Below are 24,221 nucleotides of genomic sequence, written 5' to 3'. Positions count from 1 at the left end.
CGTCTTGTTTTTATACCCGCTGCCATGAAATGGATTCACTAGCATGATGACGATCGTATTATTGCCTGGCATGGATGGTACCGGCACACTTTATGAACCTCTGCGCAAGGCATTGAATGGCAGATGTAAATTGATTGTCGTTACTTATCCTGTTGATCAGGTATTGGATTATGCAGCGCTGGAAAAAGTGGCCCGTACTTATTTACCGACAGATGAAGAGTATGTATTGCTTGGGGAGTCGTTTTCCGGGCCGATCGCCATCTCCATCGCCGCGAGTCGACCCGTACGACTTCGTGCGCTGATATTGTGCGCAAGTTTTGCCAGCAACCCTCGGCCTGGCCTTGCTTGGCTAAGGCATCTGCTTCCATTCTTGCCTGTCGGCTTGATGCCTGTGGGGTTGTTTAGCTATCTGTTACTGGGTAAATTCTCGAATGCAGAATTACACAAGCTATTGGTCAATGCGCTTGCCAAAGTATCGCCTGATGTGCTGAAGCGCAGGATGAACAGTGTTTTGCAAGTTGACGTGAGGCAGCGATTATCCAACATCAACACACCGATACTGTATTTGCGTGCCATACAAGACCGGGTCGTGCCGTTTTCAGCATACAAGGAAATTGCGCAGTACTTGCCATCAATAAGCTTGTACGAATTTGATGCACCTCATTTTCTATTGCAAGCAAAAACCGAAGAATTAGTAGATGTTATTTCAGTAAGTTGGCTGCATTAATGCAAAAACATCGCTACCAATATGAGCAGGTAGATTGATACATATTTCATGTTAATCAATCCAGCAAAACTGAGCCATCCGGGCCCCATTTTACTTTGGTAATACCTGGATCGGTTTCTTCCAGTCGTTTCATGGCTTCTTCCTGCGGTGTGATCATACCGCGTTGCAGGCGCAATTCATCTGCCAGACGATGTTCTTCTACTATTTGTTGGCGGCGTACAGTCGCCAGTTTGATGGTTTCGATTAACTCATCCTGATCCCATGGCTTGGCGATATAACGAAATACTTCTGCATCGTTGATGGCACCGAGAATAGTTTTAAATTCTGCAGAGGCGCTCAGCATCATACGTATGGCATCAGGTTGCATTTTTTTTGCAGCAGACAAAAATTGTATGCCATTCATTTCCGGCATGTGATAGTCAGAGACAATAAAGTCAAAGGCAGTATCTCCAAGGCGTTTCAGCGCTTCGGAAGGGGAATTGAACAGGTCTATCTTCATTTCTGTTTCTTTAGCAGTGCTTTTCAGGCTTCTTTGCAATGCCAACAGTACATTCTGTTCATCATCCAGCAATAAGATTCTAAGCATTATTTTCTCCTGTTACTGTAAACTCTTACCGTCAATTTAGCATTTCCGGGATGATCGAACAATGACAACTTATCGATGACATGCTGGTCGAGTACATATTCTGCGGGCAGCAAAAGCATGCCGTCCTTTGAAATGACGTCTGCTGAAAGGACCATGCCAATCTGCAGGTGGGGTATGCTGACTTCTTTATCATCAATATCGTCACTTTGATTGGTGACAATCTGTTTAAATGCTTTAACGACTTTTTCATCATAACGATTGCCCGCGCCACGAATGATCAATGCTTGCGCATCTTCCATGCGCACACGTCGTGGTACCAGGCTGCCATTCTGAAGGTTATCATAGTCGCCTGCAACTGCCAGAATACGGGCACCCAAAGGTATTTTTTCTCCTTGCAGCCCATCAGGAAAACCACGGCCATCAAAACGTTCATGCTGGGACCGGATGATTTTTGCAGTACCTTGCAAATCCTGCAAAGGCATCAATAACTGTTCTGCCCGTAGAGTATGTTTATGGAATTGCCCCAGTTGTTCGCCATTCATTTGATTGACTGGTGTTTCCAATAATTCATCGGAAAAGCCGATTTTCCCTATATCTGCCAATAGTGCAGCAACAAAAACTTCCTGGATTTCGCGCGTATCCAAATTTAATTTCCTGGCAATGTTTCTGCACAGATCAGCGACTCTTCTGGAATGGCCCACCAATTTTCCACCGCGCATTTCGACTACACTGGAAAATACTTTAATGGATGTCAGAAAATTATTTTTTAATTTATCGTTTGCTTGCAATAAGGATTCATGTGCCTTTTTTAAATCGGCAGTACGTTCGTCAACCTTTATTTCCAGAGTGGCATTGAGTGATTTCAGTTCTTCGTTCTGTCTGGATGTTAATTCTTCCAGGCGTTTCTTTTCTTGTTCCAGTGCTTTACGCTCCAGTGCCTGCTTTACGACCAGGACAATGTCATTGTCATCCCAGGGCTTGGTAATGTAGCGATAAATTTCACCACGATTGATTGCATCGATAGTCGATTGCATATCTGCGTAGCCGGTCAGCAATAAGCGTATGGTATCTGGCCAACGGGCTCTGACATGGGTCAAAAATACGGCCCCGTCCATGACTGGCATACGCATATCGGAAATAACCAGGTCAACCGCTTCTTTTTCAAGTATGTCCAAGCCTTCCTGACCACCATTGGCGATCAGTATCTTGTACGAGTGTGGCCTGAACAGCCTGCGCAGAGATGAAAGAATATTCGGTTCATCATCGACGAAAAGCAGTACTGGCGTGTGTTCTGGTTCGATCTCTCCAATCATGTTTTGCTACCTTCGTCTTCTTGCTCATCCTCAACGTGCCGGATCGGTAAGCTGATAAGAAAGCTGGTACCTTTGCCGATTTCACTGTTGACACTAATTTTCCCGGCATGTTTTTGAATAATGCCGTATGACAGGGATAAGCCCAATCCTGTTCCTTTGCCTACCGGTTTGGTGGTAAAAAAAGGATCAAAAATGCGATTCAGATTTTCTTTGGGGATGCCGCTGCCGTTATCTGCCACTTCTATCAATACATGATCGTTATCGCGACTGGTTCGAATGATGATTTCCCCTCTGTCAGGACCAATAGCGTGGGATGCGTTCACAACCAGATTCATGATGACCTGATTGATTTGTGAAGCCAGACATTCGACATCGGGTATGTCACCATATTCTTTGATGATATCTGCCTTATATTTGATCTCATTATTGACTATGTTCAAAGTAGAATCTATGCCTTGATGTATATTCGTCCATTGCCATTCCTGTTGAGAATCCACCCTTGAAAAGTCCTTTAAATCCTGGACGATCTTACGCACCCGCTCTATGCCTTCGCGCGATTGTAGTACAAGTTCAGGAATATCCTCCTTCAAAAAGGAGAGTTCTTTTTCTTCCTTGATATGGGCCAGTTCATTTTTTGTCTTTGCGTCGGCGATATGCAGCTCGGATGCTTCATAAGCCTTGATGATACTGAACAGGTCTTTGATGTAGCTTTCCAGTGTGGCGAAATTTGAAAAAATATAACCTATGGGATTATTGATCTCATGAGCAACACCGGCAGCAAGTTGCCCAATTGAAGCCAGTTTTTCAGATTGCAGCAACTGCTCTTGTGCCATGGATAGTTTGGCATTAAGTTCGGTAAGTTCAGAATTGCGTCTTACCAATTCACTTTCTATTGCCTCCCTTTGTTTGATATCTGATTCCAGCCTGTTATTCGTATCAGCGAGTTGCAAGGTGCGTTTTTTAACCAGGTTTTCAAGATTGTTGTGTGCCTGGCGCAAAGCGTTTTCAGCGTCGCAACGCTCCGTTATATCTTCCAGAGTTTCAATAGCACCGACGATTCTTCCTTCCTGGTTATACAGTGGGGCAGCAGTAAAATGCAGCCACAGGCCGTGTTCGTGTAAATCTGGGAAAAAATCGATTGCTTCGTAAGCACCGGGTATGAGTTGAGAAGAGGTAAATTTATTTTTGTAAAATTTATTGACGACAATATCGTCACCAGCTAAAACCAGGTCTGCCAGAACTGGACGGCTCTCACGGTAAAAGGCTTTCCATTGATTGCGCGTGGATACCATACTGGCAGCGGAATGACCAAGGATAAATTCGCAAGCCTTATTCCAGTGGGTAATAACGTGATTGGAATCGATCACAAACGTTGGGACAGGGCTACTGTCAAGAAATTGTGCCAGCTCAATACCCATGGTATTGAGTGCAAACGTATCCACCTTCTGTCTTTCTGGAAAAGCATTGCCGGAGCCAATTTGTTCTTGTAAGGGAAACTCTTTACTCATTTTTTCACCAGTTCTTCATTTCGTTCGGCAAGCTATGACGGTGTTATAAAGTGATAGTCGGGTAACGTTCATTATTTTCACCAGTTGTATTTTAGTGGCGCATATGATCATCAATCAGCATGACGATTTTTCCGCTGGGTTTATTTTTTTCACCCGTATTTTTCCATTGAGCATGAAATGGTTGTTGGTACACATTGACTGGGAACCATAGTCCTTCCGAAATTTTCTCGATACCTATACCGACATCTGGAATCAGGTACTCAATCTGACATCCCAAATCCAATCGTGATTCTGGAATAATCTGCTCGGCAGAGCTATTGATAAATACCACCATGTTTTCATCATCGACGGCGATAATAGGGAGGGGAACATATTGCAATACTTCACGAACAATACTTAAACTCAACTCACCAAGATTGATTTGTTTTTGTTTTTGCTGAAGTAATTCGGCCAATTGGCGATTTGCAGTCACCAATTCCTGATTCTTGGTTTGTATTTGCAGATTCAGATACCGGTTTTCATCTTCCATTTCCTTGTAATGAAAAGCTTCACGGATATTGGCCCGTATCAACTCATCGTCCCAAGGTTTGGTCAGAAACTTGTATATGGCACCTTCATTAATGGCATCAGTAATGTATTGCAGTTCAGTGTAGCCGGACAGAATGATACGTATGGTATCCGGGTACAGTTTTTTTGCGCTACGCAAGAACTCCACGCCAGTCATCGAAGGCATGCGCTGATCGGAAATGATGACGTCGACTCTATTTTTTTCCAGGATATCCAAACCCTCCTGTCCACCACCAGCGGTGAGGATATGGTAATCATCCCTACGTAACAAGCGTTTCAGCGCACTTAGTATATTCGGCTCGTCATCGACCAGCAACAATGTGCGATCTGGTTTTCCCATACGTAGCAAGTGTTTATCCAATACCAGGCCCTCTTTCAGGAAAACAGCCATTTGTACAGATGACAGGGGAACAGAAAAGAAGTGCCCTTGAATCTGATCACACATATTATCGCTAAGGAATTTACATTGCGCTTCTGTTTCCACGCCCTCAGCGATGACTTTAATGCCCATGCTATGCGCCATGGAAATGACCGCTCTGGAAATGGATGCATCGTCTGAATTATGTGGTAACTCCTGAACAAAAGACTGATCGATCTTGACGTAGTCAAACGGAAAGTGTTTAAGATAACTAAGTGCTGAATAGCCAGTACCAAAGTCGTCAAGCGAGAGTTTGTAGCCTTGCTGCTTGAAATCCCTGAAGACTTGATCTATGCCGCTATCGCGATGCATAAGTATGCTTTCAGTAATTTCCAGGGAAATTTGATCTGATGTTACCTGCATGCTTTGCAGAATTTCAGACAAGCGGACACTGAACCCGGTGTCCTGCAACTGCTTAGGTGAGATGTTGATGGCTACACACGGAACATCAGAATTGGTAATTTTCCAATCGTTGATATCTATGCAAGCTTGCCTGATTACCCAATCACCCAACTGAATAATGAGATCAGATTCTTCCGCAATCGGTATGAATAAAGAAGGGGGAACGGCACCATAGGTCACATGATTCCAGCGTAATAATGCTTCCACGCCGACGAGTAAACCGGTTTGTAAATCTGCCTTGGGTTGGTAATGTAACTGCAATTCATTGCCGGCAATCGCGAGTCGAAGTTCATTCGCCATATCCATTTGATTGATCTCACATTATGCTGACCATGCACAGCATTGTTACTAAGGGCATGGACGCTGGTTACTGTGTCGTTTGATTTTCTTGATGCAATGGGAGCCAGATTGTAAAGCAAGTACCTTTTCCTAACACACTGCTTACATCAATTCTGCCTCCGTGATTTTTGATAATGCCGTACGAAAGGGAAAGGCCCAGGCCGGTGCCGCTACCTACGGGCTTGGTAGTGAAAAAGGGTTCAAAAATACGATTCAGGTTTTCAGGCGGGATGCCGCTGCCGGTATCAAGTACCTTTATCCAGACCATATCCTTGTCACATCCTGTACTGACCTTGATGATGCCGTTTTCCTTGATCGCATGCGAGGCATTCACCAACAAGTTCATGACAACCTGATTGATTTGTGAAATGATGCATTTGACCAACGGCAGTTTCCCATATTCTTTAACGACGTTGGCCTTGTACTTGATTTCGTTTTTAACGATGTTCAAGGTGCTGTCTATGCCTTGATGAATGTCGGCTTCTTGCCATTCAGTTTCACCCACATGCGAAAAGTCCTTGAGTGATTGAACAATATCCTTGACACGCTTAAGACCATCCATGGATTCCCGGACCAGATCTTGTATATCTTCTTTTAAAAACTCAAGGTCAGCTTTTTTCCTGATGTCATTCATCTTGCTGCTAGCCTGGTCAGGTGTTTGTGCCTGTTTTATCAAGTCTTCATAATTACTAATGACGTCAAATAATTGTTCTACATAATTTTGCAGGCTGCCAATGTTGGAGTTGACGAAACCTATGGGATTGTTGATTTCGTGCGCAATACCGGCGGCCAACTGACCGACTGATGCCATTTTTTCGGATTGCAAAAGCTGCTCATGTGCTTCTTGCAATTTTCCGATCAAAAGTCGTTGTTCTTCACCCTTCTTGAATAGGTCTTCCTCCATTTCCTTGCGCTTGGTAATGTCCGTCAAGGATCCAACCACTTCCAGGGGGTTACCGTCTTTGTCACGAATCAGCCTCAGCATATCGTGCATCCACACATATCGACCGGCTTTACTCATGAAGCGGTATTCGTAAGTACGCTCTCCCTCGGTAAACAGTTTCGCAATGCTGGAAAAAATTTGTGGGACATCTTCAGGATGAATATGGTCGAACCAGAAATTCGGGTCAGCTACCATTTCTTCTGGTTGATAGCCAAGTACATGCAGCGCATTGTTACTGACGAAAGTCATTTTGAAATCGCCTGTAGGTACGCTGCTATAGATAATAGCCGGAGTATTGTCTATCAGGTATTGCAACCGGGCGTCAGTAGAAAGGCTTGCGGCCGAGTCTGGTGCTGCGGCTGTGCCCGCCGCCGGTGGGAGAATGCTGAATTCATCAAATTGATTGATCATAATCACCGACGCAGGAAAAGTGATGATAAGTATTATTTTTTTTAATTCCCTTATGACTACATATTAGAACAATAAGCATGCAGGTGGCCATAAATATTGTTTCTTTTTTCTTATCGAATTTCCATCTGGAAATTATTTAATTTTCATGGAATTGTCTTGTGTGGATAGATAAGTGCTATTGAGAACTTTTTATGCTTGTGGATAAGTCAATAAAATCAATTGCTTGGTGACAAATTTTTCAATTTCATTTACTCATTTTGCTCATGACGAATTGAGTTGACGCCATTTTTCGATGAAATATCGCGTTGATAATTAATGATTGAAAATGAGGCAATTATATTTTTGCGTTGTTTTCTGCACAATTTAAGGGCAATCGCGCACTGAAATGTGGAGTTTATATTTTAAAAATATATTGAAAAACAATTCTCCCCATTTTGGTTGGTTTTTGTGGTGCTGTCGATATTGAAAGGGCGCAGTTTACATTGAACAAATGGCTGTGCGATTGATCGCTAACACGTCGCTTCAGTCATCTTGTTGAGTGCCTTTGTCGTGATGAGGGAGGTGGCACGTTATCTGCTATCTGTAGTGAGAAGCTTGCAGTTTTTTGTTCCATGACCTCACCACTACCAGGAGAAAACATGTCACGTCGTACTGTTTTGAAAGCAACTGCACTTGCCGCAATGACTTTGGCCACTTCCGGCTGGATCTCGCAGGCACAGGCCGCCGATACCATCAAGGTCGGCATTCTGCATTCCCTGTCTGGCACTATGGCAATCTCGGAGACATCGCTAAAAGATGTAGCCTTGATGACGATTGATGAAATCAATGCTAAAGGTGGTGTCATGGGCAAAAAGCTGGAAGCGGTGGTTGTTGACCCTGCATCCAACTGGCCGTTGTTTGCCGAAAAAGCCCGCCAACTGGTATCACAAGACAAAGTATCTGTTGTATTTGGTTGCTGGACATCGGTGTCCCGTAAATCTGTACTGCCAGTGTTCAAGGAACTCAATAGCCTGCTGTTTTACCCAGTTCAGTACGAAGGTGAAGAGCTGGAGAAAAACGTTTTCTACACAGGTGCAGCACCGAATCAGCAAGCGATTCCAGCCACTGAATACCTGATGTCGAAAGAGGGTGGTGGTGCCAAGCGTTTTGTCTTGTTGGGTACAGATTATGTGTATCCACGCACGACCAACAAAATCCTGCGTGCGTTCTTGCATAGCAAGGGTGTCAAGGATACCGATATCGATGAAGTGTATACACCGTTCGGTCATTCTGATTACCAGACCATCGTTGCCAATATCAAGAAATTTGCTGCAGGCGGCAAAACTGCGGTTATTTCCACCATCAATGGCGACTCCAACGTGCCGTTCTATAAAGAACTTGGCAATGCCGGTCTGAAGGCAACGGATGTGCCTGTCGTCGCATTCTCTGTTGGTGAAGAAGAATTGCGCGGTGTGGATGCCAAACCCCTGGTCGGCCATCTGGCAGCCTGGAATTACTTTGAGTCTGTGAAAAATCCAGTGAATACTGAATTCATCAAGAAATGGAAAGACTATGCTGCCGCCAAAAAACTGCCTAATGCAGCCACGGTCGTCACCAACGATCCTATGGAAGCGACTTATGTTGGTATCTATATGTGGAAGCAGGCAGTGGAAAAAGCCAAGTCCACCGACACCGACAAGGTCATCGCCGCTATGGGTGGGCAGACTTTCAAGGCGCCATCCGGCTTTGAATTAATGATGGATAAAACCAATCACCATTTGCACAAGCCAGTCATGATTGGCGAGATCAAGGCTGACGGTCAGTTCAGCGTGGTCTACAAAACCAAGGCACCGATTCGTGCCCAACCATGGAGCCCGTATATCCCCGGCAATGAAGGCAAGCAAAAACTGTAATTGAAGGAATAACGCAGGCACTCATGGTCGCGGCGTAGTTGGGCTGACTGGCTGAATAGCTGGTCAGGATAGCTGTTGCCTTGAGTGCTGTTCCGGAATTTTTCCATTCTTGACCTGGTTGCCTATGACATTTCGTAAAATCTGCACGAGCATCGTCCTGCTCGTGTTCAGCCTGAGTGCGCACGCGGCTATCGATGGCAAGTTCTTGTCGGCACTGTCAGGTGATGACCCTGATGCACGCATTGTTGCCGTCAATTCCATTGCCGCCATGGGTAATGAAGAAGCTGTAGAAGTATTGACTGCTCTCAAAAATGAACAACTATTCGCCAAGGATGCTGTCGTCTACCTGGTTGACGGTGAACAGGCCAAAGACCTTGCCAATGGCAAAATGCAGAAATTGCCGGATGATGCCGAGGCAATCACCATCAACAACCGTTTGCGTGCTGCACTTGACAGCGCGCTGTCAGGCTTGAAACTCTTTTCCCCGGATAAAAATACCCGCCTCGTTGCTGCTACAGCCCTGGAGAAAGAAGCAACGCCAGAGCAGTTACCATTGTTGAACAAAGCCTATCTGAAAGAAAACGATAGCGAAATCAAATCCCGGCTGCAAATGCTGATTGCAACCGCCAACCTTCAAGCTAGTGACCCGGTAGTGCGCAAGGCAGCCGTCAAAGCTTTGCTGGATAGCCCGAATCCCAATTTAAAACCTGTGCTGCAAAAAATGCTGGCACAAAATCCCGATGGCAGCTACAACGAAACCGATGCCAGCATACGACTGGAAGCTGCCAATACCTTGAACGCTATTGATGGCCGTCTGGCGCGGATGGAATTTGTTGGCAACCTTTTTTATGGCGTGTCGCTGGGCAGTGTGCTGCTGCTGGCAGCGCTAGGCCTGGCAATCACTTTTGGTCTGATGGGCATCATCAATATGGCGCATGGCGAATTGCTGATGATAGGTGCGTACACCACCTATGCCTGCCAGATGCTGTTTCGCAAGTTCATGCCTGGTGCGCTGGATGCTTATTTATTACTGGCTTTGCCAGCGGCTTTCCTGGTCTCTGCTACAGTCGGTATTTTGCTGGAGAGGACAGTCATACGCTGGTTATATGGCCGACCGTTGGAAACCTTGTTATGCACCTGGGGTATCAGCCTGATGCTGATGCAGGCCGTGCGTTCCATTTTTGGCGCGCAAAATGTCGAAGTCGCCAATCCAGCCTGGATGTCGGGTGGTATTACGGTACTTGGTTCGTTGGTGCTGTCTTACAATCGCATCATCATTATTTTCTTTGCCTTGTTCGTCGTGTTTGCGGTCTGGTTATTGTTGAATAAAACCCGGCTTGGTTTGTTCGTTCGTGCCGTCACGCAAAACCGTCGCATGGCAGATTGTGTAGGCGTGGCTACCGGCAAGATCGACATGCTGACTTTTGGGCTTGGTTCAGGTATCGCAGGGTTAGGGGGAGTGGCCTTGTCGCAATTGGGTAATGTCGGCCCTGATCTGGGGCAAAACTATATTGTTGATTCCTTCATGGTGGTGGTACTGGGCGGGGTGGGGCAGTTGGCTGGTACAGTCATCGCTGCTTTTGGCCTGGGTGAGGTGAATAAATTTCTGGAACCTGTGGCCGGTGCAGTCATGGCCAAGATCGTCATTCTGGTATTCATCATCATTTTCATACAACGCAGACCGCAAGGCTTGTTTGCGCTCAAAGGCAGGAGCGTGGAATGAGCTCAACTATGACTACAATGAAAGGTCTGTTTTCCAAACCTGCCTGGACTGGTATTGTGATTTGCGCAGTGATTGCTGTGTTGTTGCCCATCCTTAATCTGAGTTTTCCTGCTGGTCATGCCTTGCATATTTCCAGCTACACCATCGCCCTGGTCGGTAAATTCATGTGTTATGCCCTGGCGGCATTGGCGCTGGATCTGGTATGGGGTTATACCGGTATACTGTCTTTAGGGCATGGTGTATTTTTCGCGCTGGGGGCTTACGCACACGGCATGTATCTGATGCGTGCGATTGGCCGTGAAGGTGTTTATCAAAGCAATCTGCCTGACTTCATGGTTTTCCTGGACTGGAAAACCTATCCCTGGTATTGGTCCATGACCGATAGTTTCTGGTATTGCATGGCGCTGGTGGTACTGGTGCCTGGTGTGCTGGCCTTTATTTTTGGGTTTTTTGCTTTTCGTTCCCGCATCAAGGGTGTGTATTTCTCCATCATTACCCAGGCGATGACATTTGCCTTCATGTTGCTGTTTTTCCGCAATAACACCGGTTTTGGCGGCAACAACGGCTTCACTGACTTCAAGCGTATTCTGGGTTTTACTATTACTGCACCTGGCACCAAGGCCGCCTTATATCTGATCACTTTACTGATTTTGCTGTCAGCACTTTTCCTGTGCCGTTGGATAGTGACTTCCAAACTGGGGCGTGTTTTGCAAGCGGTGCGTGATTCTGAATCACGTCTGATGTTCATTGGTTACAACCCCTTGTGGTTCAAGCTGTTTGTCTGGACGCTGTCCGCCATACTGTGCGGTATTGCTGGTGCCTTGTATGTGCCGCAGGTGGGCATCATCAACCCATCTGAAATGTCGCCAGCTAATTCCATAGAAATGGTGATCTGGGCTGCAGTGGGTGGGCGAGGTACCTTGCTGGGGCCTATCATCGGTGCCTTTACTGTCAATGGGCTGAAGAGCTGGTTTACTGCTGCATTCCCAGACTTGTGGCTATATGCATTAGGTCTGTTGTTCATCCTGGTGACGCTGTTCATGCAACAAGGTGTATTGGGTTTGGCTGGTAAATTCAAAAAACAGCAGGAGCCCGTATGAGTTACGTGATGAGTGGCGTCTTGCGGCCAGGGCAGCAATACGATAGCGAAACCGGCGACCAGGGCGTATCTTATGGCCGTATCAAACCGGAAGGGGTGGATACCACCCACGGTGCAATCTTGTATCTGGAAGATATCGTGGTTTCATTTGACGGTTTCAAGGCCATCAATAATCTGAACCTGGATATTTCGGTGGGCGAACTGCGTTGCATCATCGGCCCCAATGGTGCCGGTAAAACCACCATGATGGATGTGATCACCGGCAAAACCCGGCCCACATCCGGCACCGCATTCTTTGGTCAGACCATGGATCTGACACGCATGAGCGAAGTGGATATCGCCCATGCCGGCATAGGCCGCAAGTTTCAACGCCCGACCGTGTTTGAGCAGCATAGCGTATTCGAGAATCTTGAACTGGCCATGAAAATGGACAAGCGCGTCAAGACCACGCTGTTTGCCCGTTTGAACTGCGAACAGAAAGACAAGATAGCTGCTATTTTGCAATTGATACGCCTGGATGGGCAAGAGAGTAGACCAGCTGGCCTGTTATCGCATGGCCAGAAGCAGTGGCTGGAAATCGGCATGTTGCTGATGCAGGAACCGCAATTGATCTTGCTGGATGAACCGGTGGCCGGCATGTCAGATGCAGAAACAGCACGTACTGCCGAATTGCTCAATGAATTGCGTGGCAAGCATTCCATCATGGTGGTCGAGCATGATATGGGCTTTGTCACCGAAATCGCTCAGCAGGGCAAAGTTACGGTATTGCATGAGGGGGCCGTGCTAGCAGAGGGCACCATGTCGCAGGTACAGGCAGATGAACGCGTCATTGAAGTCTATCTGGGACGCTAAGGATATTGAGCATGCTTGAAGTCAAACAATTACATCAGCATTACGGCTCCAGCCACACCTTGCGTGGTGTTTCATTGTCTCTGAAAAAAGGGGAATGCATGGCTTTGCTGGGGCGCAATGGCGTCGGCAAAACCAGTTTGCTGAAATGCCTGATGGGTGTACTACCTGTCACCGAAGGCACGGTCACTTTTGAAGGTCGCGATATCAATAAGCTGTCGCCGCATGAACGTTCAAGGGCAGGGATTGCCTATGTGCCGCAAGGCCGGGAGATTTTTGCAAGCCTGACCGTAGAAGAAAACCTGCTCATGGGCATGGCCAATCTGCCCGCCCGCAAGGCAGGTAAAATCAAGGATGAGGTGTATCAGCTTTTTCCCGTGCTGAAAGAAATGCTGCACAGGCGTGGCGGCGATTTATCGGGTGGTCAACAACAACAGCTCGCCATTGCCCGCGCCTTGCTGGCCGAGCCCAAACTGATCATTCTTGACGAACCTACCGAAGGCATACAACCTTCCATCATCAAAGACATCGGTCGCGTCATCCGTTTATTGCGTGAACGCGGCGACATTGGCATCTTGCTGTGCGAGCAGTATTTTGATTTCGCCCGTGAACTGGCCGATCATTTTGTTGTGCTGTCGCGCGGTGAAGTGGTTGCCAGTGGTGGCCAGGAATTGATGGATGGTGATGACGTCAAGCGGCATCTGGCGGTATAGTGCAGTTTTTATCTATCGCTAGCTGAATATGGATGTCTGTAGTCCTGTACTAACTTCAAGCACCACCAAATCACACTGGCAAGCCAGCCTGCAACTGGGTTTTAGCAGGGATGTGGATGTCACTCGCCTGACGGAACGCAAACACAGCGGCCCTCTGCGTGTTCAAAAACCACTGTATCCCGAAGGCGATGCCGTTTGCCATGCCATCATCATCCATCCTCCAGGTGGGGTAGTGGGGGGCGATCAGTTAAAGATAGCCGCCAACCTTGCCACTGACACCCATGCGCTGGTGACCACACCGGGTGCGGCCAAATGGTATCGCAGCAACGGCTACACGTCAGAACAACATATCAGCCTGAAACTTGATGCAGGTGCGAGGCTCGAATGGTTGCCGCAAGAGACCATCTTTTTTGATGATGCCTGTGTCGACTTGCACCAAACCATCCATCTGGCTGCAGATGCGAGGCTGATTACTGCAGATATTTTTTGCTTTGGCCGTACTGCCTCTGGCGAAACCTATAACAGCGGCAAGATCGGGCAACATTGCACAATTTATCGTGAAGACAAAATGATCTGGCATGAGCAGGGTAGCCTGCAAGGTGGCAGCTCTGCCATGCAAAGCCCTTTGGGCTTGAACGGTAAATCGGTATCGGCGATGGTACTGGCTTCTGGGGCCATGCTATCCAGCGAACAATTGCAGGTTTTGCGTGAGCAAACTACAGCCTTACTGTCTGCACGTGAAGCGGATGCCCTATTTGGTGTCACGCAAATGAAGTCTGTCATTGTTGCACGCTACCTGGGCAACTCCAGCGAGGTTGCCCGGCATTGGCTGCAGTTGGTGTGGCAGCATTTACGCCCTGTTGTGATTGGGCGCGACGCTATAATCCCGCGCATCTGGAATACCTGATTCGTAAGATACATCAGGGCTCATACAACCCAGACCAGCCAGGCTGGAACGAACTGCCACATCTAGCGGTGTGCGTGGTTCTTCACCTAAAAAATCCAATAGTGCCTGATTCGATAGCTTGACTGGCGTGCGCCACAAATAGCGCATCTCCAGCATCTCTTTGAAGGTTTGCTGGAAGGGTGCCAGCAAGTAAAACAAGGGCCAGGGAAACCAGCTCGCCTTTAACGCCGGCTGGGCAATGACACGGCCTATGGCGGCGATCATTTGCTGGCCATTATGATCCCAATGACCTTCCATGTGGAAGCGAGCGAAATTGTCCAGTTCGTTTTCACGTTCCAGCAGACGCACCATGGTTTCTGCCACGTCTGGCAGGTAAGCCCATTGATGGCCCGTGCCCGCACTGCCGGGGTAGCGGACGACGTTGACGGCTTTACCCGGCGTTACCAGCCCTTGTGAAAACCAGTTGTTGGCTGCCTTGGGGCCAAAAAAATCACCGGCCCTGACAATCAGGGATTTCACACCCTTGCTGGCGGCCAGACGCAAACGGTGTTCCATTTCAACCCGGATTTTCCCTTTTTTGGTAATTGGGAATTGTGCTGCATTTTCTGCGATCAGCGGGAAGGTATCTGGGCCAAAATTATACACAGTGCCAGGTAAGAGTATGCGTGCACCACAGGCTTTTGCTGCGGCGACGGTGTTGTCCATCATTGGTAGTACCAGTTTCTCCCAGTCGCGATATCCGGGTGGGTTGACTGCATGAACGATGACGGATTTCCCCTCGGCTGCACGCATGACATCTTCTTGCACCATCACATCGCCAGTCAACCAGATGTGGGCCGCAGTTTTATCCTTTACTTGCTCAGGATGGCGATGCAGGCTTGTCACTTGCCAGCCGCGTTGCATCAGCAGTCGTGCCACTTCACCGCCTATGCCGCCGGTTGCACCTAAAACCAGTGCTTGCTTGTTGTTCTGGATATTGCCTGAAGTTTGCTGGTTCATTTTGATACTCCCTGTCGGTTGGTTGATGTAGTCATTGTGTATCTTGGTCGAGCTATATACAATTGCTTAAAATTGCATGGGTGATATACATTTTTGTATGGATGATAAAAATATCCACTGGGACTATTACCGTACCGCCCTGGCGGTGCTGGAAGAGGGCTCATTGTCAGGAGCAGCCCGCGCCCTGGGCTTGACTCAGCCAACGGTAGGGCGGCAAATTGAGGCGCTGGAACAGGCTTTGGGTACCAGCCTGTTTGTGCGCAATCAGTCTGGCTTGTCGCCAACGATAGCTGCACTGGCGCTCAAGCCTTATGCAGAAACCTTGCGGGCGACAGAAAGCGCCTTGTTGCGTAGCGTATCGGCAGAAGCGAATGAGGTACGTGGTACGGTGCGCATCACTGCATCAGAAGTCATGGGTGTGGAAATACTGCCTGCCATCCTGACAGACTTGCGGCAAATTTGTCCTGAGCTCAGCATAGAGTTGCAGATATCCAATCTGACCCAGGATTTGCTCAAGCGTGATGCAGATATCGCCGTGCGCACGACAGAACCATTACAAAACGCATTGATAGCGCGTCGTACCGGTACTATCAGCCTGGGGTTTTTTGCTCATGCCGATTATTTGGCGCGTCAGGGTATACCGGCTGACATGCAGTCGCTGAAAGGGCATAGTGTGATTGGCTTTGACCGGGAATTGCCGTATATACGAGTTTTGCAAAAACGCTTCCCGTTCATACAGCGCTCTGACTTTTCACTTAAGGCCGACAGTGATCTGGTGCAATTGGCCGCCATACGTAACGGCTATGGGATTGGTATTTGCCAGGTTGGCCTGGCAAAACAACATCCCCAGCTACAGCGGGTACTGGCAAGAGAATTTCAGATTGATATGCCAGTCTGGGTGGTCATGCATGAAGACTTGCGCTCAAATCAACGTTACAAGACGACGTTTGATCATCTGGTCACGACCTTGCAGACATTGTTGGGCAAGGCTTGAGTTTGTCATGCTTTGATCAGGACTTGATCAACAAGTCTGGATGTTGAATGGCCAATTCACGCCAGGCATCAAAGCCGCCGGCAAATGGCCTGACATCCAGAAAGCCCAGTTGCCTTAAAGTGTGCGCAGCATGGACTGCCGCAGCATCCCCAGGGCAGGCGCAAATGGTGACGATCATTTCATGGTGAGGCCAGTCGTTTGCGGCGATACCAACCTGTTTCATTTCACTGACCGTGGCATGCGGGATGGCACCGGTTTCTGCGATCAGGGCAGGGCTGCGCAAATCAATAATGCGCGGCATGCTGTTTCTTTGGATGGTTTCAGCCAACTCTGCTGGACTGAAATGCGGAATGGATGCCAGCCTTTCAAAGCGTTTTTTCTGCCAGAATTTCCACGCCAGCCATGACAATAGCAAGCCCACAAAGACTGCAATAATACGTATGCCATGCAAGGACAAAAATACCAGAGCAATACCAATTTGCGCTTGCAAAGCAAAGCCAGCCAGCAGAGCCATTCCAGCCCACAAAGCAGCCCCAATGGCAGATGCCAGCATGAAAGAAGCGCGCGGCATGCCCAAGGCCCCGGCTACAGGTGGTGCTACTGTAGAGAAACCAGGAATAAACTTGCCAACCACCAGCGACCACACGCCCCAGCGCATAAACCGGGCTTCTGTCTGGTTCACGCATGAGCCAGGGTTAATCGACATCTTGCACAAAAACTTTAAGACCCTGTAGCCAAAACTTTTGCCAGCCTGATACCAGACCAGATCCGCAATCAGTGACGCTGTGACTGCCGCCAGCAGCAACACGGCCAGTTGTCCCATTTCTGTCACCTGACTGGCATTGAGCATCATGGTTGGCACGGCAGGCACGGGCAGGCCCAATTGCTGCAGCAAAACGTTAACGAACACCATCAAATTACTGTGTTGATGAAAAAACTCTGTCAGCCAGCCTTGGTCCATACCGGTTCCGTTATTGGTGATGCAATGAACAGGTGTCTGGAAACAAGCTGAATATTGCCTGAATATCCCCATACCTGAAAGAAACTCTATTGTAGGGCATTGTGAGGTATTGCATGTAAGACCTGTTGTAAAGTGTAGTTGCCACGCTCAGGCTGCCAGTGCCTGCGCTGACGATTCAGCCCTGGCCAGCAATTCTGCATATCTGGCCGGGTCTACATTGGAGCCACAGACGATAACAGCTACCCGCTTACCCGCCAGCCTTTGCCGCAGGGGGCCAAATAATCCAGCCGTCGCGACTGCGGCGGCTGGCTCGGCAACCAGTTTGACATCATGATACAAGTCAGACATGGCAGAGCAGATTTCGTCATCACTGACCCTGACTATTTCATCTACAAAGCGCTGGCACACCCTGAAACTGTAATCCATGGCATAGGGCGCGCACAGGCTGTCGGCGATACTGTCAACCACCTGCAGTTTTTCGGCCCGGCCTGACTGAAAACTGCGGTACATGGCATCTGCACCATAAGGTTCAACCCCATACACCGCACAATGCGGTGCCAGTTGTTTGACTGCAGAAGCAATGCCCGCACACAAACCGCCCCCACCAATAGGGACGATAACGGCATCCAACTGCACCACCTGCTGCATCAACTCCAGCCCAACAGTTGCTGTGCCAAGAGCAGTCATCGGCCCATCATAGGGATGAACCATGGTGCGCTGTTCCTCTTCGACGATGCGCTGCCCCAGAGCAAATGCCTGGTGCATGTCTGCTTCCAGTATCACTTCAGCATCGTCGTGGCGACAGGCATTGATACGGGTAGGGCTGGCGTGTCGTGGCAAGACAACTTTGCAAGACACGCCCGCAAGCTTGGCTGCATAAGCAACTGCCATCGCATGGTTGCCGGCACTGACAGCTACCACACCGCGCTGACGGGCTGCAGCATCCAGGGCAGAAATACAATTGAGCGCACCACGCAGCTTGAAGGTGCCGGTTTTTTGAAACAATTCCAGCTTCAGCCAGACTTCGGTATCAGGCTCCAATTTGTTCAAGGCTGTTCCAGCTTGCCATTTCCATACCGGTGTATGCAAAACCTGCTGCGATAATTTGGCAGCCGTTTGGCGAATGTCTGCCAAAGAAGGGTAGGGGTAGTCATTTTTTTGGGTATTCAACGTAGCGGATGGTAAGGATGCAGGGGCGTGCGCGGGCCTGTCAGTGGCGACATGGGACATAAAAACTCCAGAATGGAAATCAGCAAAAAATCGTGAACGTGAAACGGTTCAAGACATCAGAAAAATGATGAGCTGAAGGGCCGTCAGGCACCGGCATGCGCCGTAGCTTAACGACCCGGAATAATTCGAATAATGGAAGTGTCAGAGAAGGAGACAACAGGCAGCACAATCGCGTACACAACAGCACATGCGGCATCAATAGCGCATGTGTTTGTGTTCAGCAGAGGATGAGAATTTGCGTGCATGCGAAAACTGTAACCGATCTTGGCTGGGATGGCAAGGGCTTATCAAAAAGTATCCTGAATCGCCTTGCTCGCACTCATCCCTATTGATGAAATGAGTTCTAGTCAACCAAGGTATTATCGACGGCATAACGCACTAATTCAGCAGTGCTCTGGATATTCAATTTTTTCATCACATGCGTCTTGTGGGTGCTGACGGTTTTGTTGCTGATAAAGAGTTTTTCGGCAATTCGTTTCAGTGTTTCCCCTCGGGCAATTAGTTTCAGAATCTGCAGTTCCCGCTCAGAAAGCTTACTGTGTGGGGCTTCCTCTCTTCCAGTTTTCACAAACATCATTTGTTCTGCCAGTATTGGATCAACGAACCGTCCACCTGATGCAACCTTGCGAATAGCGCCAATCAGTGTTTCCTGGCCGCTGCCTTTGGTGACATAACCAGATGCTCCAGCTTGTAGTACTCGCTTGGCTACCTGCAATTCTTCGTGCATGCTGAAGACGAGGATAGGTAAGGATTTGTCCTGGCATTGGATACGGGTAATCAAGTCGATTCCATGGATGCCGGGCATCGTTAAATCAAGCAGCAACAAATCGAAATCGTTTCCCGGCTTTAGCATGTCTAGTACTTCAGCGCCACTCGCGGCCTCCCCCCCAATGTTGATGTCGTCAATGGTTGCAAAAAATTGATTTAATCCCCCCCGCACAACGATATGATCGTCAGCAACCAATATGTTTATCAAGGCATTTCTCCTGGGTGAATCACTATGAAAACCTTTCTGATAAAGTGGCCTTATTCAGGCAACAAGAGTTAGATATTACGAATTGGTATCTGGACGTTAATTGCTGTCCCCCGACCGGCTACACTGTCTATTAATAGTTGACCTTCCAGCAAGTGCACGCGTTCGCGTATGCCTACCAGGCCAAACGATCCTTTTTTTGCTCCGTCAACATTAATCCCAATGCCGTTGTCTCGTACTTCCAGTACATAGTTGTCCTTATTTTTGCGAACAGTAACGTCCACCTTGCTCGCCTTTGCATGTCGCGCGACATTGGTCAATGATTCCTGGGTGATACGAAATAAAGCGATATTAGCGTTTTCGCTCAAATTCAGATCCCTGTCCTTATCGTGGACATGCATCTTGCAATTGATTCCAGTGTTTTTTGCGAATCTGCCAATTAACCATTCAATAGCAAAAACTATTCCCATATCAAGAGAGGCTGGGCGCAAAGCAGACGCGACATTGCGCGATATTGCCAGTGACTTGTCTACCAATTCCAGTGTACCAGTCAGATGTTCACGTAAGGCTGGCAAATCGTGGCCAAATTTACGGGTAAGTGTGAACACGTCCAATTGCAGACTAGTGAGAATTTGACCCAGTTCGTCATGTACTTCGCGGGCGATACGTTTTCTCTCTTCTTCTCGTACCATTTCATTTCTTTTGATTAAGCCGCGTAACTCTGTACGTGATTCTTCGAGTTGCTGTTCGATATCCATCAGTGCACTGATATTGCGACCGATGACCATGACTCCTATGACTTGATGGTTGGATGTCCATTCCGGGACAATCATCACATTGAAATAATGTATGGAGTTATCTGTTTTTCGTGTCTTGAATTTAATGAAATTCTTCGGCTCTCCCGTTTTCATTACCTGGCGCAGATAGCTTACATATTCTTCTGCCACGATTTCACCACGCCACATCGTAGATGGCACGACATCCAATGCTAAATCCAGTGGCGTTTCCATTTCCCGTACAAAGGTGGGATTGACATAGGTGCGCCGGCATTCAATATCGTAACGTACGATGATGTCAGGAGAGTTTTCAGCTAATGAGCGAAATTTCTGTTCATTAACTTGCAAGTCTTGATTGATCAGCCAACTGGTCAAACCGTCTTCCAGTCGCCTGCCAATTTCCTGGAGAAGTCTTTCTTCATGAGGAGTCCAAATCCGGATATCGGCGCATTGATGAATTCCGAATTGCCATGCCTTGCTCAATTTGGGATACAAAGCCATCGATATGAAGGTTTTGATATTAAAACGTTTGCTAACGTCTGGCGGTAAGGGATGTTCGGTCCCCTCGCCGAATTTCACAGGGCCATTGGCGTCAAGTATGATGCGAAGTCCGCTCGCTACATTCTCGTCCATAGGTATCGCGGCTCCGTCTGCAAAGACACCAGGGTATTCAGGTCGGGTACACTCTTTTGGTACGTGCCATGCTTTTGCTTCGGGGTCGCAAGGGTAGGTGAAAAAAGCGCGGTCGCATCCGAATATTGAAAGCACTGCGTTGAGCACATTGTGCATCATTTGTTCAAGATCATTGGCACTTTGTATTGCCCGGTTGACCAGATCCAGGCTTTCAAGAAAACGAAGATGAGACAGACGTTCCTCTTCTATGCACTTTCGTTCAGTAACGTCATGCATGAAGCCATGCCAGCGCGTACTTCCATCTGGTAGTCGCTGTGGCAGTGATCTGGATTCCATCCACCGCAAGCCCTTCTTAGGGTGAATGATTCGATATTCAACATGATAGACCGTCAGGGTCCGTGCTGATTCTGCTCTCAGGCGGTAGGTTTTTTCCACATCATCTGGATGAACCAATGCAATAAATTTACTTATGTCCTGTATCAGAGATTGAGGCTCTAGCCCAAGCAACTCCCGTATGCCTTGGCTGGCAAACGTAATGACGTAGTTACCCTCAGGACCAAGCAACATGGTGTAAAAATAACCCGGGGACACCGCAAAAAATTGCGACTGACGGCGCTCTGTTTCAGCACGTTCTAACAATACCTGTTCATAACGTTTTATGTCAGTAATATCTCTGCCGAAAGCAACAACGCCGACCATCTCACCGGACGCACCCCGTTCAGGTACGACTTGAATCTGCTGAATTTGCATCTCGCTTTCTGCGACAGGCTTCCGAAGTTCGATTTTTATCTCTGTTTCTTTTTCCAGCACTTCAAATACCGCTTGCTCAATAGCAGAGAACCGCCCATCCGGCCATGCTTCGCAGGGTAATTTCCCCACTATCTCGGTTGCTCTGACGTTGAATATGCTGAGTAATTTGGCGTTAATGTATCGAATCCTGCCCTCAAGATCATATCTGATGACGGTATCTGGTGAGGAATCCATTACCGAACGTAGCTCCATTTCTCTGAGAACTATGGCTTGTTCCATCTGTTTGCGTTCGGTAATGTCGAATCCAATCGCCAAAGCACCAACTATATCGTCCAGTGCATCACGTTCTGCGACAAAATGAATATGGTGATGACGTGCTTCTCCATTAGTATGGATGATTTCGATTTCAATTTCGATTGGGCGCCCTGTTTCTACTACTTCCTTGAGATGTGTTTGATACTCTATGATCTGGGGGGGAGCAGGCGTAAGTTCCATTGGCGTTTTACCCAGCATATCCAAAGCATCAGCTCCCATCATTGTTACAAATGCCGGATTGACATATAACATCCTGCATTGATTATCAAAACGAACGATGCTGTCAGGTGCATTTTCTGCCAAAGTACGGAACTGGCGTTCGCTCTCACGCCGCGCATTTTCGATCTGCTGACGTTCGATAGCAATTGCGGCAAGATGGCAAGCCCGATGCAGCAATTCTATATCTTCCTCAGACGGACGACCCGTCTCGCGCCGATAGATGCAGAAAGAGCCTAAATTTTTACCCTTGGAATCGAAGACAGGCACGGACCAATATGACAGTAATCCCATCAGGGCCATACATTCATGGAACCCATAATCAGGGTACAAACGAACGTCTTCCGCAATCGCCATCGCATTTTGAGATGTTGCACCAGTACGGAAATTCATCTCATGGCCAAGCACAGTGCCGCAGATTGTTTCAATGAAATCCGGTGAGAGGCTGTTGGAAAATGATGATATTGACTGAGAGATTTCTTCTGAATCAAGCAAAATAGTAACCATAAAATCTGGTCGTATGTTTTCAACATAACTTACGACAAGATCCAGCACAACCGATAAATCGGCCCCCTTTGCAATTTGCTCAAGAATACACAGGCGGATATCTTCCTGCGTTTCACGTCGTTTTCGTGACGTAATATCACGGGCGAGCGCCACACCTAAAGAAATACCATGGAAATTAAATGAGGCATTCGTTATTTCTACTGGAAAAATTCGACCGTCTTTGGCCTTATGACGTCGTTCCAAATGTACTATGCCGAAGGCATCTGCTTTTGCCCGAATTTGTGCAAAATCTTCTTCCTTAACATCGGGGTCGATGTCATATACTGTCATCCCCAATAGCTCTTCGCGGCTATAACCTAATGTCTGGCAGGCTGCTTTATTGACGTGAACAAGGCGAATTTCCTTGTCAATGATGAAAAGTGATTCACGCACACTGTTCAAAGCGAAATCCATCATTTGAATTTGCTGTTCTGCGTTTTTTCTTTCCGTAATGTTCCTGGACAAAACAACAAAGCGGGGAGCTCTTCCAGCGATGACACTCTTGCGTGCAACCGAAAGCTCAAACCAAAGTTTCGTGTTCGAATTGAGTAACTCAAACTGCTTGCCGACTGATACGCCTTTCTCGTGCGCCTCCCGGACTGCAGCAAGGCACACTTCAGCCGCCTTTGCTGGCATTGCTTCAAACACTGTCTTTCCAATCAGTTTTTCTGGGGAGAGCGTCAAATAATCAGCACATGGAGTATGACAATCATAGCAATGGCCATCGATTCCAAGGACAAACAACAGATCTGGCAACGCATCTAAAGTGGCTTGCAATTTGTTATGTGACTGCTGCCCTGATACGGTAAGCGTTTTCAATCTGCGGACAGAGCGTCTCAGACTTACGATGCAGCATGAGGCACAAATCAGTATTACAGTGACTGTTCCTAGCAACGCCCATAGCCACGCTTCAGCCAGTACGTGTTTATTCGCCGCGGGCATTTGTTTGTTGTAGTCGAGTTTGAACTCTACGTCAGTGCGTTTTTCAGGCCCGCCATCGGAGTGTTCTGAAATACCCGGCATTCTCTGGATCGCGTTCACACCTACCTGTACGGTTGCTTGAAAGCGCAGGGTCTTCAAGTCTATGGTACGTGCGATGATTTCAGTTATCTGATGGGAGTTGGAAGTCTCGTTGATCAATTCATCAATTGAGCTGACCGCGTAGGCGGTTCCTGGTAGAAAAAAATAGCAAATGGATAATGCAAACCAGGCTACGACGATATTCGGTAAAAAAGGAATTCCCCTCATTTTTGCTGCTTTATATTTGGTTGATGCTAAAAAAGAGCAATTGCGACGATGCTCGCTTCAATTTCCGAAAATGCATTATGCCGTCAAAGTTCCGGAATTGCATCCGGTCATGTCGGCAGATAGCTACATGATGTTTGGGATAGAAAAAAGTGATGACTCTTTTGATCAGGGTTGCTACGCCCG

The 24,221-nt window shown here is 47.8% G+C and carries 18 protein-coding genes; 8 read left to right on the top strand and 10 right to left on the bottom strand.

Features of this window, described 5'->3' with window-relative positions:
* Window positions 1-43 precede the first annotated feature (43 nt).
* Window positions 44-727 carry an alpha/beta fold hydrolase gene (locus tag AC1RVX_RS03445; protein ID WP_493215187.1) on the top strand — a complete coding sequence of 228 codons (684 nt, stop codon included), beginning with the start codon at window positions 44-46 and terminating at the stop codon, window positions 725-727.
* 55 nt (window positions 728-782) lie between these two features.
* Here the strand turns inward: AC1RVX_RS03445 and AC1RVX_RS03440 are convergent, their stop codons facing one another.
* The 5 genes from AC1RVX_RS03440 to AC1RVX_RS03420 form a co-directional block, all read right to left on the bottom strand.
* Window positions 783-1,313, bottom strand: coding sequence for a response regulator (locus AC1RVX_RS03440; protein WP_493215186.1), 531 nt, complete (start codon window positions 1,311-1,313; stop codon window positions 783-785).
* Window positions 1,313-2,626 carry a response regulator c-di-GMP phosphodiesterase, NosR family gene (nosR, locus tag AC1RVX_RS03435; protein WP_493215185.1) on the bottom strand — a complete coding sequence of 438 codons (1,314 nt, stop codon included), beginning with the start codon at window positions 2,624-2,626 and terminating at the stop codon, window positions 1,313-1,315. Before nosR ends, AC1RVX_RS03440 begins: the two co-directional genes overlap by 1 nt.
* Window positions 2,623-4,134: an ATP-binding protein gene (locus AC1RVX_RS03430; RefSeq protein ID WP_493215184.1), complete on the bottom strand. Its 1,512-nt coding sequence runs from the start codon at window positions 4,132-4,134 to the stop codon at window positions 2,623-2,625. The genes nosR and AC1RVX_RS03430 overlap by 4 nt, the downstream gene beginning before the upstream one ends.
* 91 nt (window positions 4,135-4,225) lie before the next feature.
* Complete coding sequence (locus AC1RVX_RS03425; protein WP_493215183.1) at window positions 4,226-5,821, bottom strand: EAL domain-containing protein; 1,596 nt, start codon at window positions 5,819-5,821, stop codon at window positions 4,226-4,228.
* Between the two features lie 67 nt (window positions 5,822-5,888).
* Window positions 5,889-7,214, bottom strand: coding sequence for an ATP-binding protein (locus tag AC1RVX_RS03420; RefSeq protein ID WP_493215182.1), 1,326 nt, complete (start codon window positions 7,212-7,214; stop codon window positions 5,889-5,891).
* 638 nt (window positions 7,215-7,852) lie between these two features.
* On the opposite strand from AC1RVX_RS03420, the gene urtA reads away from it, so the two are divergent.
* From urtA to AC1RVX_RS03390, 6 genes are all read left to right on the top strand, one after another.
* A complete protein-coding gene (gene urtA, locus AC1RVX_RS03415) occupies window positions 7,853-9,106 on the top strand; it encodes an urea ABC transporter substrate-binding protein (RefSeq protein WP_493215181.1) in 1,254 nt (417 codons plus the stop codon).
* Between the two features lie 124 nt (window positions 9,107-9,230).
* Window positions 9,231-10,829 (top strand): urea ABC transporter permease subunit UrtB, encoded by a 1,599-nt coding sequence (gene urtB, locus AC1RVX_RS03410; protein WP_493215180.1) that lies wholly within the window; start codon window positions 9,231-9,233, stop codon window positions 10,827-10,829.
* An 8-nt stretch (window positions 10,830-10,837) separates the two neighbouring features.
* Entirely contained in the window at window positions 10,838-11,929 is a 1,092-nt protein-coding gene (urtC, locus tag AC1RVX_RS03405; protein WP_493215179.1) for an urea ABC transporter permease subunit UrtC, read from the top strand.
* Window positions 11,926-12,780: an urea ABC transporter ATP-binding protein UrtD gene (gene urtD, locus AC1RVX_RS03400; RefSeq protein WP_493215178.1), complete on the top strand. Its 855-nt coding sequence runs from the start codon at window positions 11,926-11,928 to the stop codon at window positions 12,778-12,780. The genes urtC and urtD overlap by 4 nt, the downstream gene beginning before the upstream one ends.
* An 11-nt stretch (window positions 12,781-12,791) precedes the next feature.
* Window positions 12,792-13,490, top strand: a complete 699-nt coding sequence (urtE, locus tag AC1RVX_RS03395) for an urea ABC transporter ATP-binding subunit UrtE (protein WP_493215177.1) — start codon at window positions 12,792-12,794, stop codon at window positions 13,488-13,490.
* 28 nt (window positions 13,491-13,518) lie between these two features.
* The gene (locus AC1RVX_RS03390; RefSeq protein WP_493215176.1) at window positions 13,519-14,397 is read left to right on the top strand and encodes an urease accessory protein UreD; all 879 of its coding nucleotides are present in this window, start codon (window positions 13,519-13,521) and stop codon (window positions 14,395-14,397) included.
* On the opposite strand, the gene AC1RVX_RS03385 is transcribed toward AC1RVX_RS03390, so the two are convergent.
* Window positions 14,341-15,396: an NAD-dependent epimerase/dehydratase family protein gene (locus AC1RVX_RS03385; protein ID WP_493215175.1), complete on the bottom strand. Its 1,056-nt coding sequence runs from the start codon at window positions 15,394-15,396 to the stop codon at window positions 14,341-14,343. The two genes, AC1RVX_RS03390 and AC1RVX_RS03385, sit on opposite strands and share 57 nt — an antisense overlap.
* Before the next feature lie 97 nt (window positions 15,397-15,493).
* Here AC1RVX_RS03385 and AC1RVX_RS03380 point away from each other — a divergent pair, with 97 nt between their 5' ends.
* Window positions 15,494-16,390, top strand: coding sequence for a LysR family transcriptional regulator (locus AC1RVX_RS03380; RefSeq protein WP_493215174.1), 897 nt, complete (start codon window positions 15,494-15,496; stop codon window positions 16,388-16,390).
* A gap of 16 nt (window positions 16,391-16,406) precedes the next feature.
* Here AC1RVX_RS03380 and AC1RVX_RS03375 read toward each other — a convergent pair whose 3' ends face one another.
* The 4 genes from AC1RVX_RS03375 to AC1RVX_RS03360 all read right to left on the bottom strand — a co-directional run bounded on the left by AC1RVX_RS03375 (window position 16,407) and on the right by AC1RVX_RS03360 (window position 24,038).
* Window positions 16,407-17,351 (bottom strand): VTT domain-containing protein, encoded by a 945-nt coding sequence (locus AC1RVX_RS03375; protein ID WP_493215173.1) that lies wholly within the window; start codon window positions 17,349-17,351, stop codon window positions 16,407-16,409.
* A gap of 147 nt (window positions 17,352-17,498) precedes the next feature.
* Complete coding sequence (locus tag AC1RVX_RS03370; protein WP_493215172.1) at window positions 17,499-18,581, bottom strand: threonine ammonia-lyase; 1,083 nt, start codon at window positions 18,579-18,581, stop codon at window positions 17,499-17,501.
* A gap of 343 nt (window positions 18,582-18,924) precedes the next feature.
* Entirely contained in the window at window positions 18,925-19,557 is a 633-nt protein-coding gene (locus AC1RVX_RS03365) for a response regulator (RefSeq protein WP_493215171.1), read from the bottom strand.
* Window positions 19,558-19,625: 68 nt separating this feature from the next.
* Window positions 19,626-24,038 (bottom strand): PAS domain S-box protein, encoded by a 4,413-nt coding sequence (locus AC1RVX_RS03360; RefSeq protein ID WP_493215170.1) that lies wholly within the window; start codon window positions 24,036-24,038, stop codon window positions 19,626-19,628.
* Window positions 24,039-24,221 lie beyond the last annotated feature (183 nt).

The sequence above is a fragment of the Undibacterium sp. GW821-FHT11B02 genome (genome assembly GCF_058808955.1).
Note: the sequence above shows the minus strand (reverse complement) of the source record. Positions and strands in the feature narration are given on the sequence as shown.